Here is a 13460-nt window from a genome sequence, read left to right as displayed (position 1 = left end):
AGCGCCGGGCAGTGTCATTCAGCCCAACAACGGGCAGATACAGAGGTCTTCATCGCGTTATGCAGCTCAGGTTTGAAGAAGTAGACAAGCACTTCGGTCAGCTTGAAGTTATCAAAGGCTTCAGCGGCGAGTTTGCTCAAGGAGAGTTGGTCGCGCTGGTTGGGCCGTCCGGTTGTGGCAAGTCGACGCTGTTGCATCTTGTCGCCGGGCTGGAGAACCCGACTGCAGGCCGCGTTCTCGCCGATGGCAAAACAATTCCAGGCCCTAGTCCTCGGCGTACGCTGGTCTTTCAAGAGCATGCGTTGTACCCCTGGCTGTCATTGCAAGCGAATGTTGCCATGGCGCTGGAACTACAAGGGACCGCCAAATCCGACGCGTTCGAGCAGGCGAAGGCGTGGCTCGCCCGGGTCAGTCTGGATGGTTTCGAGCACTACTACCCGCATCAGGTATCGGGCGGCATGCGGCAGCGGACTGCATTGGCTCGCGCATTTATTGCCAAGCCTGAAGTGCTGCTGCTTGATGAGCCTTTCGGTGCGCTCGATGCACTGACACGGATGGCATTGCAGGACGTGTTGCGCGAGCTGATCGACGAGCATCAACCGACCGTTCTGTTGGTGACCCACGATGTCGACGAGGCGCTGTACCTGGCCGATCACGTTCTGGTGTTCAGTGCGCGACCCGCGCGCGTGCTAAAGACGTTTAATTTCACCCACTGCGACAAAAGCCACGATCTTTCAGAATTTGCGGCGGAACGGAGAGAGATTCTTCGTTTGTTGGGCATCAAGACAGAGGTAGGCCACTGATGAGCCAGGGACGTCGTCTTACCGGTCCGAAAAAATACCTCGCTGTGGTTCTGGCGATTCTATTCATTCTGTTGATCTGGCAGATCGCCGCGTGGAGCCTTCCAGCGTTTCTGATGCCGGGCATTCCGGTCGTTTTCGAACGGTTGTTCGCCACGGTGCAGGAGTCGGAGTTCCGCGAGGGTTTGTATGGCAGCATGAGCCGGCTGGGTAGCGGCTATAGCTTCGCACTGCTGTTCGGTATCGGTTTTGGTCTGGTGGGGGGCGTGCTGTTCTTCTTCCGCGAAATCCTTCGCTCCGCCATCGTCATTCTTCAATCGATTCCGTCGATTGCCTGGGTGCCTCTGTTTCTTATCGTGATGGGTTTCGGCAATCTACCCATCATCGTAGTGGTCGCATTGGCTGCCTTCTTCCCCATGGCGCTTTCAGTAATGAACGCGACCGAAAGCGTTCAGCCGGTCCATGTGTCGGCCGCCCGGGTGATGGGCGCCTCTCGTTGGCAGTTGCTGCGGCGAGTCTACTTGCCAGCGGTCATGCCGGAACTGATTACCGGCGCGCAACTGGCCTTCGGCAATGCCTGGCGCGCACTTATCTCGGCGGAGATGCTGATTGGTTTTGGGCAGGGGCTGGGACGCTCACTGGCCTATTCCGGTGAAATCGCCGACATGATTGGCGTCATGATGAACATCTTGGTCATTGCGATTCTCGCAACCATGATCGATCAGGTGGTGCTGGAGAAGTTCAAGCAACGGATGCTCCGCTACCAGTACGTCTGAGAAGGGCACCGTGATGCGATATCTGCTGCAAACGATACTCGCGTTGTTGCTGCCGGCGAGCACGCTCGCAGCACCTTTATCCGCCGTAGCGGTTGACGATTATCGACCGCTCAAAGCCGCCGAGCAGGAGCTGCTTGCGGAAGGCTTTGAGGCAGTCTGGCTGGCGAGTCTGGGTAAAGAGCTGGGCCGGGATATCGTGTTAAACGACGCACCCGCACAATCCGAGCTGCGAATAGGAGTGACCGCATCCGGCCCTGCATACTATTCCAGCGAAATCGCGGCGCTTACGGCAGCTGAAACGGGACCGGCCGGATGGGCAGAGCTCGCCGGTAAAGCGTTCTGCGTCACGGTGGGGAGCCCTCACCTCACTACGGTGACGTCCCGCTTTGGGGCTATCGCACGTGTTTATCCAAGTGTGGCGCAAGCCCTGATCGGGCTGAAGCTCGGCGAGTGCGAGGCGGTCGTCGATAATCGTCTGCTGTTGGAGCAGATCGCTGAGCTGCCGGAATGGCGTCGATTCAATCGAATGTTGTCAGGATTGAATGATGTCGCAGTCGAGCTACGGGTCGAAGCTGAAGACGCGACACTGCAACAACAAATTCAGGAGGTCATGGCTAGCAATCGGGGCAGCAAGATGCTGTCCGAAATCACGCAGCACTGGATCGATGAAGTGGCTTTTCAAGCGTACGTGTTGGCCGACACCTTGGATTGCCATTGAACCGTTGAGGCTGAACAATTTTTAGCAAAGCTACGAACCGGCCTGTCGCAGTCACTCGGCTTCGATCAACGCCGGCAGAGCTTGCCGCAGCCCGTCCAGCTTGAACGGTGCGCGGATATGTCCACGCAAGGTCCCGTCGGGGCCGACAATCGCGATGTTGCCGCTGTGGCTGACACTGTAGTTGCCCGCAGGCTCAGGCTCAGGCTCAGGGATGAAGGGGAGGCCGATTGCTTTGGACAGTTTTTGCAGTTGCGCCATTTCGCCGGTCAGGCCTTTGAAATTCGCCCGGTAGTATCCCAGATAGGTGCGCAGTGCATCGGGCGTATCCCTCGCTGGGTCGGCGGAGACTAACACCAGCTGTAGCTGCTCGCGGACCGCAGGTGGCAGTTGGCTGAACAGCCGGCGCATATCGCTTAACGTGGTAGGGCAGACGTCGGGGCAAGCGGTAAAGCCGAAAAACAGCAGATGCCAGCGGCCACGCAGCGAATCGGTCGTGACACTGCGTCCCCGTTCGTCCACTAGCGTCAAGCTTGGCAGCTGCCGCTCGCGTGGCAGCAGTAGCAGGTTCGCCTCGTCAAGCAGGGCGTTGCGGTCGATGGCGAACGAAGATGACCAGCACGTCAGTAACACCAGCGCTGCTGCGTAGCGAGTTTCCCGCCACGTGCTTCGGTGAAACACGATTAGCGCTCGGTCAGTTCGAACGCGGTCAGGGTGAAGGTAGGTATACCCATGTCCTGCAGTTTGCGTGATCCGCCAAGCTCAGGCAGGTCGATGATTGCCGCGGCTTCGTGGATATGCGCGCCCATCCGGCGAACCAGTTGAGCCGCGGCGACCAGTGTTCCGCCCGTTGCGATCAGATCATCCAGCAACAAAACCGAATCGCCCTCACAGAGGCTGTCCGCGTGGACTTCAAGGAAGGCTTCGCCATACTCAGTGCTGTATGACGCTGCCAACACATCGGCCGGGAGCTTGCCCTTCTTGCGGAACAGAATGAGCGGCCTGTTCAGTTCGTAGGCAATGATCGAGCCGATTATGAAGCCACGGGCGTCCAGCGCGCCGACATGTGTGAAATCCGTTTCGACATAGCGCTGGATCATGCTATCCGCGACCATGCGCAGCGCCTTGGGTGACTGCAGCAGCGGTGTGATATCTCGGAAAACTACGCCCGGCTTGGGGAAGTCCGGAACTGGGCGTATCAGCTTCTTGATGGAAAACTCGTCGAAAATCATAACGGGCTCCGGACGCGTCAGGCGTCCATGTTTCCGCCCGCCAGGGCGCATAGACGAATGGAGTCGAGAATACGTACTTCCTTGCCTTCAGCTTCCAGCAGGCCGTTCGCCTGGCAACGAGTGAAGACACGGGAGACGGTTTCGACTGCCAAGCCCAGGTAGCTGCCGATTTCATTGCGCGACATGGGTAGGCGGAAGTGATTGGCAGAGAAGCCGCGGGCGCTGAAGCGCGCGGAGAGGTTGACCAGGAACGTCGCGATGCGCTCGTCTGCGGTCTTCTTCGACAACAACATCATCATCTGTTGATCATCGCGAATTTCGCGACTCATGATGCGCATCAATTGACGGCGTAGCTGGGGCAGCAGCACGCTGAGCTCGTCGAGGCGATCGAAAGGGATTTCACAAACCGATGTCGTTTCCAGCGCCTGCGCGGATACCGGATAGGTTTCGGTGTCCATGCCAGAAAGTCCGACCATCTCACTTGGCAAATGAAAGCCGGTGATCTGCTCCTCACCGGCGTCGGTGACGCTGAACGTGCGTAGTGCTCCGGAGCGGATGGCGAACACGGAACTGAAAGTGTCACCCTGCCGGAAAAGCATTTCTCCCTTTTTCAGCGGCCGCCCGCGCTTAACGATGTCGTCGAGCGCTTCCATGCCTTGCATGTTCAATGAAAGCGGCAGGCACAGGCCAGAGAGAGAGCAGTCCTTGCAATGTGCTTGCGGCTGCTTACGGACCTTGATCGACTCGGACATTGGCGGTTCCTGAAAAACCCTACGGGACGCGCAAGGTTAACCCAGGCGGCCACCTTAGGCCAATTGGCAGAGGCGTCGCAGGGCGGAAACAGCGCGCCCTTTCTGCTCAGATGGCCCGGGAGAACTGCGAAACGGGCGATGCTGGCTGGTAATGGTCGAATTGCATACACAATGCGTGAGCCAACAGTCTTCCCGATGGCTGAATGGAGATGGCGTTGTCGTTCAGTTGGATAAGTCCGTCGGCGGCCATCTGGTTAAGGGCTGGCCAACTTTTCTGGAAGTAGGTTCTGAAATCGATTCCATAGTCCTTTTCGACTTCATCGAAACGCAGCTCGAAGTCGCACAGAAGTGCCTGGATCACACGGCGTCTGATCTGGTCATCTTCGCTGCAGCGCAAGCCGCGAACGGTAGCGAGCTGGCCCTGGCTCAGCGTTTGCTGGTAGATCGTGACATCGCTGCTGTTCTGGCAGTACAGATCACCTATCTGGCTAATGGCCGAAACGCCCAGGCCAATCAGGTCGCAGTATCCATGGGTGGTGTAACCCTGCACGTTGCGTTGCAATCTGCCATCTTCCTGCGCGACTGCGAGTTCGTCATCAGGCAGTGCGAAATGATCCATTCCGATATAGCGGTAACCGGCGTGAGTGAGCTGTTCCACGCCGGTTTGCAGCATTTTCAGCTTGTTAGCTGATTCCGCAAGGTCTGCCGCGTTGATTCGCCTCTGTGCCATGTGCCGCTCAGGTAAGTGCTCATAGCTAGATACTGAGACCCGGTCTGGCTGTAGAGCGATGACGGCATCGACCGTCCGCGCGAAATGTGGCGGGGTTTGTAACGGCAGCCCATAGATCAGGTTGATGTCTATGGTGCGATATTGCAGGGTTCTCGCGGCGTCGATGATCGTCTGGGTCTGCTCTAGCGTCTGCGTTCGGTTGATGGCGCTCTGCACTGTCGGAGCGAGATCCGGCACGCTGATGTTGACCCTATTGAAACCCAGCTCGCGTAATAGGCCCATCGTGGCCCAGTCAGTCTCGCGAGGGTCAATGTCTATACCGAAGTCGGCATGATCATCATCCTGCAAGGTGAAATGCTTGCGCAGATGAGCCATTAGCTGGCGCAGCTGGTCATGACTAGCAAAGGTTGGTGTTCCGCCGCCTACGTGCAGTTGCTCGACTACTTGATCAGGGCCGAGATGACAGGCGACCAGCTCGATTTCCTTTTCCAGCTGTTTCAGGTAGGAAAAGGCGCGGCCACGGTCGGCGGTGATGACCTTGTTGCTGCGGCAGTGATAGCAGACGCTTGAGCAAAACGGCAGGTGGAGGTACAGCGAAAGCGTCCGGCCGGCCTGCCGGCTACGTCGAAGCGCATGCAGAAGATCGAAAGAACCCATCTTGCCGTCAAACTGGAGGGCGGTCGGATATGACGTATAGCGCGGCCCTGCCTGATCGTAACGATGGATCAGGTCGGCGTCCCAGCGAATGGCGTCGAGCATCTTACGGTCTCGGGTTGACTGCGATGACGGGATTCTAGGGCGCGTGGGGTTGCGTAGACTTGACCTGTATCAAGCGAGTTCAGACCCTGCAGTACGCTCCAGGATGGCTGGTAGCTGCCCGGAGATTTATCCGCTGAATTGTGGTCCGATAGTCCAACTAAGGGTTCGAATCGAATCGAACCGTTCATCCGTACAGGAGATACCCATGCACAGCCGCCAGCAAGAGATCGCCGCCGCACTCAACGTTCGTCCACCCTTCGACGGTCCCGAGTCAGTGCAGGCCGAAATCGACAAGCGCGTGGGCTTCATTCAGTCATGCCTGCGCGATTCCGGCTTGAAAACGCTCGTGCTGGGAATCAGCGGTGGTGTCGATTCAACCGCGGCCGGTCTGCTCGCGCAACGTGCGGTGGAAGGGATGCGAGCTGCGGGAGAGGGAGATGACTACCGGTTCATCGCCGTCCGGCTGCCGTATCAGGTTCAGCATGACGAGGACGAGGCGCAGTTGGCGGTCGAGACGATCAAGCCGGATGAATGCCATACCGTCAACATAGGCGCCGCTGTTCAGGGGCTGTCGCGCGCGACCGAGGCGCTCGACGCGCTGGCGGCGGAGAAGCGCGATTTCGTACTGGGTAACACAAAGGCCCGGATGCGCATGGTGGCTCAGTACACCATTGCTAACGCACGCCAGGGGCTTGTCATTGGCACCGATCATGCAGCTGAGGCAGTGATGGGGTTCTTTACCAAGTTCGGTGACGGCGCTTGCGACCTGACCCCGCTGGCCGGCTTGGTCAAGCACCAGGTTCGCGAGCTGGCCGCCGCGTTAGGTGCGCCCGAACAGCTGGTGAAAAAGGTTCCGACCGCCGACCTTGAAGAGCTAACGCCCGGGAAGCCAGACGAAGATGCGCACGGCGTGAGCTATCAGCATATCGACGCTTTCCTGCAAGGAAAGCCGGTGCCTGATGAAGCCGCGCGCATCATCATTGCAACCTACGACAACTCGGCGCACAAACGCCAATTGCCTAAAGAACCCTGACACCATGCATGAACGTTGGTCGGGACTCGTTTGAGTTCCGCCTGTGCGCCTCAGCGCCGGTCTAGTGAATGTGCGTCGGTTCGTTGTGCTCGGGCGTTCCGCCGCCGTGACCCATGAGCCATTGCTGATGAGGCCCGGGGAGGGTCCATAAGCCGAACAGGATGACCATCATGCCGCCGAGTACCCGTACGCCGCGTTTGCGTAGCATCGCGGTCAACCGTTCGGCTGCCAGGCCGGTCGCTAGAAGTACCGGCCACGTGCCAATGCCGAATGCCAGCATCAATAGCGCGCTGTCCAGCGCATCCCCTTGGCTCGCCGCCCACAGCAATGTGCTGTAGACCAGGCCACAAGGCAGCCAGCCCCAGAGCGCTCCGAGCAGCAGCGCGCGAGGGATGCTCCGGACGGGCATCAGGCGACTGGCGAACGGCTGGATATGCCGCCAAAGGCCACGTCCCACGGCCTCGACGCGCGTCAGCCCGCTCCACCAACCGGCCAGATAAAGCCCCATACAGATCAATAGCAGTGCAGCGATAACCCGCAACACCATCGCGGCGGGACTATTCGCAACCGCCCAGCCCGCCAGACCAATCAGCAGTCCCGCTCCGGCATAGCTGAGTACCCGGCCCAGGTTGTAGGCAATCAACAAGCGCAAGCGTCGTCCACGTTGTTCCGGCGGGATCGCCATTGTCAACGCGCCCATCAATCCCCCGCACATTCCCAGGCAGTGCCCGCCGCCGAGTAATCCAAGGACCAGTGCAGACAGCAGCAGAGGGAGCAATTCACCCACGATCAGGCTTCCCCTCGTCTTTTCCTCTGTCCGCCTCTTCAATACCGGCGCGATGTTTAGGATCTTCTTCATCGAACAAGATGCTATGGGCCGGCCCATCGAGGTCATCGTACTGACCGCTATCGACCGCCCAGAAAAAAACCCAAATGGCGAGCGCGACCAGAACCACGGCGACGGGAATCAGAATGTAGAGCGCGGCCATAGGACCTCCGGAAACGGTACGGCAAGACATAGTCGGAGTGGTGGGGTGGCTTTATCCTACGCCAAGGAGCGAGGACTGTCGGGCCGCCGGTCTTTGGGGCAAGCGAGTTAAGCGCAGTGCATTGAGCACAACCAGCAACGAGCTGGCCGACATGCCCAGCGCCGCCCAGAGTGGCGTGACCCAGCCAATGGCGGCGAATGGCAGGATCAAGCCGTTGTACAGGCTTGCCCACGCCAGATTTTCGATGATGATACGACGGCTTCGCCGGGCCACGTCGAATGCCTGCACCAAGCTGTCGAGACGGTTGCTGAGCAACACCGCATCGGCACTGGTCTTTGCCAGATCGGTTGCCGAGCCCATCGCCACGCTGATGTCTGCGGCGGCCAGCACCGGTGCGTCATTAACCCCGTCACCCAACATCAGCACTCTGTGCCCTTCGGCTTGCAGGCGTTGCAGGTGGGTGAGCTTGTCCGTCGGCGTCATTCCCCCGTACGCGTCTTCGATGCCTAGCTGCCGAGCGATCTCGCCCACCATCGGGGAGCTGTCGCCGGACAGCAACAGGGTTTTCCAACCACGACGCCTGCAGGCATGCAGCAGAGCAGGCGCGTCGTCGCGAAGCCTGTCATTGAGTACCAGCCAGGCCAGTGGCCCTTGAGCGTCGCCTAATAGCAGCCACTGACCCTGCTCATCAGGAATGGCGGGCGCAGCAGCGCTATAGCCCGCCGCAACGAAATTGGGCTGACCAATGCGCAGGGTACGGCCGGCAACTGAACCCTGCAGGCCAAGCCCCGGGACGCTATCCACAGCGTCAGCTGCTTGAGGCGCTCGCCCGAACGCTCTGGCGATTGGATGTTCGGAGCGATTCTCCAATGCAGCCGCGAGCTCCAGACAGGCATTCGCATCGAGTTCTCCCAGGGGACGTACTTCACCCAGGGTGAGACGCCCTTCGGTCAATGTGCCGGTCTTGTCAAAAATCACTGTGTCAATGTGATTCAGCCCTTCCAGGACGTGCCCGCGCGTGAGCAGCAGCCCAAGCTTATGCAGCGTCCCGGTGGCGGTGGTCAATGCAGTTGGTGTGGCCAGCGAAAGGGCGCAAGGGCAGGTTGCAACAAGCAAGGCGAGCACGATCCAGAAGGCGCGTTGCGGATCGATCTGCCACCAGACAGTGCCGACGACAGCGGCTGTTAACAGCACGATCAGCAGAAACCATTGCGCAACCCGATCCGCCAGTTCGGCCAGACGTGGTTTGTCTGATTGCGCGCGTTCCAAAAGGCCAACAATGGCGGACAAGCGCGTACTGTCCCCGAGCGCTTCGACCTTGACCGTCAAGGCGCCTTCGACATTGAGTGTGCCGGCGGTGACGGCATCGCCTGTGCGACGCGCCTGTGGCAGATACTCGCCAGTGAGGACTGATTCGTCGATGCTCGATTGCCCGTCAACGATCCGACCATCAGCCGGAATCAGCGCGCCGGGGTGCACCAGCACGCGATCGCCGAGCTGTAGTTCGCTGAGCAGGATGCGTGCCGTTTGCCCGTCTTCGCTAAGCCTCAGACAGGACGCGGGCAACAGATTGACCAGTTGAGCGGTCGCGGCAGCGGTGCGCTCACGCGCGCGGCGCTCTAGAAAGCGTCCGGCCAGCAAGAACAGTGCGAACATGCCGACAGCGTCGAAATACAGCTCGCCCTGACCGGTTACGGTTGACCAGACGCCGGCGAGGTAGGCGCCGCCGATTGCCAACGAGACCGACACGTCCATGGTCAGGTGACGGGTGCGCAGATCCCTGACGGCGCCCTTGAAGAAATCGGTGCAGCAATAGAACACAATGGGAGTTGTCAGCAATAAGGCGGTCCAGCGCAGGATACTGGCCATGCCTGGCGAGAGATCGATATTGAATTCCGGCCAGGTCGCCATGGTCGCCATCATGACTTGCATCCAGAGAAGCCCGGTCACGCCCAGCTGCCGCATGCTGCGACGGTTTTCTCGCGCAAGACGCTCGGCTGCCTGGTCGGCCTGATAGGGGTGCGCGGCGTAACCAATACGCCGGAGCTCGGAGAGCAATTCGCTGAGAGGCAACGTCGCATCGTTCCAGCGCACCCGCAGCCGATGGTTGGACAGGTTCAGGTTGGCTTCAGTGACTTCACCGAGGCCGCGCAGATGCTTTTCAATCAGCCAACCACAGGCGGCGCAGCTGATGCCTTCGATCATCAATGACGTACTGGCCAGGTCGCCTTCGTGCTCTACGAACGGCTGCTGCACATCCTGACGGTCATACAGGGCCAGTTCTTCGGTGAGCGCCTGTGGCAGCGCGCCGGGATTGGCGGACGTCTCGCTGCGATGCAGGTAGTAGCTTTCAAGGCCGCCTTGCACGATCACTTCTGCGACCGCCTGGCAGCCTGGACAGCACAGCGCCCGCTGCTCGTTGAGCACGCGGGCGCTATAAGCGCTGCCGGCAGGTACCGGCAGGCCGCAGTGATAGCAGGGGACGGGGCTCGCCATCGGCCGGTCAGTAACTTAGCTGGAGCGTCTGCCCGCTGACGATTTCCCTCTCCTCAAACAGACGCCAGTCCTGATCACCCTCCCGGCCAAGCAACTCGACGAAACGTCTGCCTGTGACGGGTTCCTGCATCTGCCCCTGATAGAAGCCGTTGCCTTGCGGCTGCAGAATAATGCGGCGATCACGCTCTGGCTGGGTGGGTGAGAGCAGGTTGAGAACGAGCTGCTGGGGTCCGCTATGACCGCTCAGTTGCACTTCTGCCAAACCGCGATCGTCGTTGAGCGTCAGCTGTGCCTGAACCTGCAGGCGCTCGGCCAGCTTTTCCCGCTCCAACGACTGGTTGATGCCTTTGCCGGCGTCGTAGTAATTGTCGGACACCAACGTATCGGCATTGCGAATCGCAATGGTCAGCATCGACGTGCCGAGAATGACGGACAACAAGAGGATGCCAATGACGAACCAGGCCCAGAACTGGGTGTACCAACGGGTGTTTTCGTGCTCGGAATTGCTCATGTACTACCTGTTTAGCGAATGCTGGGGCCGATGAATCGACTCTCGGATTCATCTTCTATGGCCGGGTCGTCTGCCGATCTGATGTGGAAGACAATATCGTTGGTGCTCGAGGGCAGTTGTTCCGGTGCGACCGAGAGCTCTACCGGTACGGTGACGAGCTCGCCTGCCTCGGCGCGGATCTCGTTGCGCCCCTCATACTTCAAACCTTCAAGACCAGTGGCCTCGATGATGAACGTCTGGTCGCTCTGTGCCTTGTTCATCACCTTCAGCGTGTAGACATTCTCGATTCTGCCTTGCTCGTTCTCGCGGTAGAGCACGCGATCTTTGAGTACGTCCAGCTTGACCAGTGAGCGGTCGGTGACGGCGAATACAAACACGCCCATCATCGCGATCAGTGCCACTGCGTAACCAATCAGACGCGGCCGGGCCAGGCGGGTTTTCTGTCCGGAAAGATTGTGTTCTGTGGTGTAGCTGATCAGCCCGCGCGGGTAGTTCATCTTGTCCATGATCGTGTCGCAAGCGTCGATGCACGCGGCGCAACCGATGCACTCGACCTGCAGCCCGTCGCGGATATCGATACCCGTCGGGCACACCTGTACACACATGGTGCAATCGATGCAGTCGCCCAGACCCATGGCTTTGTAGTCGGCGTCCTTCTTGCGAGGGCCGCGACGCTCACCACGGCGAGGGTCGTAGGAAACAATCAGCGTGTCCTTATCGAACATCACGCTCTGGAAGCGAGCGTAAGGGCACATGTAGATGCACACCTGCTCGCGCAGATAGCCTGCGTTTCCGTATGTAGCAAGGGTAAAGAAGCCGACCCAGAACAACGCCCAGCCGCCAACTTGTAAGGTCAGCAGATCAGGTACGAGGTCACGGATCGGCGTGAAGTAGCCAACAAAGGTTATGCCGATTGCGAGCGAGACGGCGAGCCAGATCGCGTGCTTGCCGAGCTTGCGGAAAAATTTGTTAGCACTCATCGGTGCTTTATCCAGCTTCATGCGCTGGTTGCGATCACCCTCGGTGACTTTTTCCGCCCACATGAACACCCAGGTGAACACGCTCTGAGGGCACGTATAGCCGCACCAGACGCGACCGGCGAACACGGTGATGAAGAACAGTCCGAATGCGCAGATGATCAGCAGTGCCGAAAGCAGGATGAAGTCCTGGGGCCAGAAAGTGGCACCGAAGATATAGAACTTACGCTCAGGGAGATCCCACCAGACGGCTTGCCGACCGTTCCAGTTCAACCATACGGTGCCGAAATAGAGCACGAAGAGCAGCGCGCCGCCTACGAGTCGCAGGTTGCGAAAAAGGCCGGTAAAGGAGCGGGTATAGATTTTTTCACGCGCGGCGTACAGGTCGGATGACGCATTGACCTTGGCCGGTGGGGTTACATCGTGAACAGGGATTTGCTCGGACATCGAATACGTACCACGGCGGAGGGTGAGTGTCCCGGCCGATGCGTGCCGACCGGGATCTTTAGCTGACCTGCTGCGAATGGTACGCCTCGATAGCCGGTGTCAGGTGCGACCGTGGGTCGCGCCTGACACCGGTTGTATCAGTTCTCCGGCTGTTGGGAGAGGCTGTACACATAAGCGGCGAGCAGGTGCACCTTGTCATTGCCAAGGATGTGTTCCTGGGCTGGCATGCGGCCGTTACGACCATAACGGAGGGTCTGCTGAATCTGTCCGAAGCTCGAGCCGTAAAGCCAGACATTGTCGGTCAGGTTCGGCGCGCCCATTGCTTCGGTGCCTTTACCTTCAGGCCCATGGCAGGCTACACAGTTGGCTGCGAAGATCTTTTGACCCTGCTCAATGTCGGCACTGATGCCTTCGGGAATGTCGCGACCAGCCAGGGTCCGTACATAACCGGAGACGTTGCGAATGCCGTCCTCGCCGATCACATCGCGCCAGGCAGGCATGGCAGCCTGACGGCCACCCATGATGGTGGTTTTGATCGTCTCAGGCGCGCCGCCCCACAGCCAGTCATTGTCGGTCAGGTTCGGGAAGCCATACGCGCCTTTGGCATCAGAGCCGTGGCAGACGGAACAGTTGGATGCAAACAGACGACCACCCATTTTCAGCGCTTGCGGATCCTGGGCGACTTGTTCGACCGGCATGGATGCAAACTTGGCGTAGAGCGGACCGTACTGCTCGTTCGCCTTGTCCACTTCACGCTGCCATTCCTTGACTTGCGTCCAGCCACCTTCGTAGCCAGGCAGTACGCCTTTCCAGTTGCCCAGGCCCGGGTACAGCACGAGATAACCCAGGGCAAAGATCACTGTGGCGACAAACAGCATGAACCACCAGCGCGGAAGCGGGTTGTCGTACTCCTCGATGCCGTCATAGGAATGGCCGACGGTTTCTTCGGTGCTGTCGTGGCGTTGTCCCTTGCGAGTCGCGAGCAGCAGCCAGACCAGTGCTGCGATGGTCCCCAGGCTCAGCAGGGTGATGTACCAACTCCAAAACGAGGTCATTTATTTCTTACTCCTGGAAGCTTCTTCTTCACGCTTCTTGGCGTCGGGCTCGTCTGCGAAGGGCAGATTGGCAGCTTCGTCGAAGCTTTTCTTGCGCTTGCTGCTGTACGCCCAGAGCACGACGCCAATAAAGGCGACAAAAACAAGAATGGTGCCCAGGCCGCGAAGAGTCCCGATATCCATGGTGC

Annotated in this window: 15 protein-coding genes; 4 read left to right on the top strand and 11 right to left on the bottom strand. The window is 59.3% G+C overall.

Annotation, left to right across the window (positions count from 1 at the left end):
- Positions 1-59 precede the first annotated feature (59 nt).
- The 3 genes from K4O48_RS11800 to K4O48_RS11790 are packed head-to-tail and all read left to right on the top strand — an operon-like array spanning position 60 to position 2294.
- A complete protein-coding gene (locus K4O48_RS11800) occupies positions 60-803 on the top strand; it encodes an ABC transporter ATP-binding protein (RefSeq protein ID WP_222908438.1) in 744 nt (247 codons plus the stop codon).
- The gene (locus tag K4O48_RS11795) at positions 803-1576 is read left to right on the top strand and encodes an ABC transporter permease (protein WP_222908435.1); all 774 of its coding nucleotides are present in this window, start codon (positions 803-805) and stop codon (positions 1574-1576) included. The genes K4O48_RS11800 and K4O48_RS11795 overlap by 1 nt, the downstream gene beginning before the upstream one ends.
- A 13-nt stretch (positions 1577-1589) precedes the next feature.
- Positions 1590-2294, top strand: coding sequence for a transporter substrate-binding domain-containing protein (locus tag K4O48_RS11790; RefSeq protein ID WP_222908433.1), 705 nt, complete (start codon positions 1590-1592; stop codon positions 2292-2294).
- Positions 2295-2345: 51 nt separating this feature from the next.
- Here K4O48_RS11790 and K4O48_RS11785 read toward each other — a convergent pair whose 3' ends face one another.
- From K4O48_RS11785 to hemN, 4 genes are all read right to left on the bottom strand, one after another.
- Positions 2346-2927: an SCO family protein gene (locus K4O48_RS11785; RefSeq protein WP_222912079.1), complete on the bottom strand. Its 582-nt coding sequence runs from the start codon at positions 2925-2927 to the stop codon at positions 2346-2348.
- Positions 2928-2974: 47 nt separating this feature from the next.
- On the bottom strand, positions 2975-3523 hold the full coding sequence (locus tag K4O48_RS11780) for an adenine phosphoribosyltransferase (RefSeq protein WP_222908431.1): 549 nt from the start codon (positions 3521-3523) through the stop codon (positions 2975-2977).
- 17 nt (positions 3524-3540) lie between these two features.
- Positions 3541-4275: a fumarate/nitrate reduction transcriptional regulator Fnr gene (fnr, locus tag K4O48_RS11775; RefSeq protein WP_222908426.1), complete on the bottom strand. Its 735-nt coding sequence runs from the start codon at positions 4273-4275 to the stop codon at positions 3541-3543.
- A 106-nt stretch (positions 4276-4381) separates the two neighbouring features.
- Positions 4382-5764, bottom strand: a complete 1383-nt coding sequence (gene hemN / locus K4O48_RS11770; protein WP_222908425.1) for an oxygen-independent coproporphyrinogen III oxidase — start codon at positions 5762-5764, stop codon at positions 4382-4384.
- 205 nt (positions 5765-5969) lie between these two features.
- Between hemN and nadE the strand changes: the two genes are divergently transcribed.
- Entirely contained in the window at positions 5970-6797 is an 828-nt protein-coding gene (gene nadE, locus K4O48_RS11765; protein ID WP_222908423.1) for an ammonia-dependent NAD(+) synthetase, read from the top strand.
- 61 nt (positions 6798-6858) lie between these two features.
- On the opposite strand, the gene K4O48_RS11760 is transcribed toward nadE, so the two are convergent.
- The 7 genes from K4O48_RS11760 to K4O48_RS11730 form a co-directional block, all read right to left on the bottom strand.
- Positions 6859-7584 (bottom strand): sulfite exporter TauE/SafE family protein, encoded by a 726-nt coding sequence (locus tag K4O48_RS11760; protein WP_222908415.1) that lies wholly within the window; start codon positions 7582-7584, stop codon positions 6859-6861.
- Positions 7577-7786: a cbb3-type cytochrome oxidase assembly protein CcoS gene (gene ccoS / locus K4O48_RS11755; protein ID WP_222908414.1), complete on the bottom strand. Its 210-nt coding sequence runs from the start codon at positions 7784-7786 to the stop codon at positions 7577-7579. Before ccoS ends, K4O48_RS11760 begins: the two co-directional genes overlap by 8 nt.
- 51 nt (positions 7787-7837) lie before the next feature.
- Positions 7838-10282, bottom strand: a complete 2445-nt coding sequence (locus tag K4O48_RS11750) for a heavy metal translocating P-type ATPase (RefSeq protein WP_222908413.1) — start codon at positions 10280-10282, stop codon at positions 7838-7840.
- Positions 10283-10289: 7 nt separating this feature from the next.
- Positions 10290-10793, bottom strand: coding sequence for a FixH family protein (locus K4O48_RS11745; protein WP_222908412.1), 504 nt, complete (start codon positions 10791-10793; stop codon positions 10290-10292).
- Between the two features lie 11 nt (positions 10794-10804).
- The gene (gene ccoG / locus K4O48_RS11740) at positions 10805-12217 is read right to left on the bottom strand and encodes a cytochrome c oxidase accessory protein CcoG (protein ID WP_222908411.1); all 1413 of its coding nucleotides are present in this window, start codon (positions 12215-12217) and stop codon (positions 10805-10807) included.
- A 137-nt stretch (positions 12218-12354) separates the two neighbouring features.
- Positions 12355-13272, bottom strand: a complete 918-nt coding sequence (ccoP, locus tag K4O48_RS11735) for a cytochrome-c oxidase, cbb3-type subunit III (RefSeq protein ID WP_222908409.1) — start codon at positions 13270-13272, stop codon at positions 12355-12357.
- Positions 13273-13455: a cbb3-type cytochrome oxidase subunit 3 gene (locus K4O48_RS11730; RefSeq protein ID WP_222908407.1), complete on the bottom strand. Its 183-nt coding sequence runs from the start codon at positions 13453-13455 to the stop codon at positions 13273-13275.
- Positions 13456-13460: the final 5 nt, after the last annotated feature.

Origin of the sequence: Pseudomonas sp. DNDY-54, assembly GCF_019880365.1 — a bacterium.
Classification (GTDB): Bacteria; Pseudomonadota; Gammaproteobacteria; order Pseudomonadales; family Pseudomonadaceae; genus Stutzerimonas; species Stutzerimonas stutzeri_P.
Note: the sequence above shows the minus strand (reverse complement) of the source record. Positions and strands in the feature narration are given on the sequence as shown.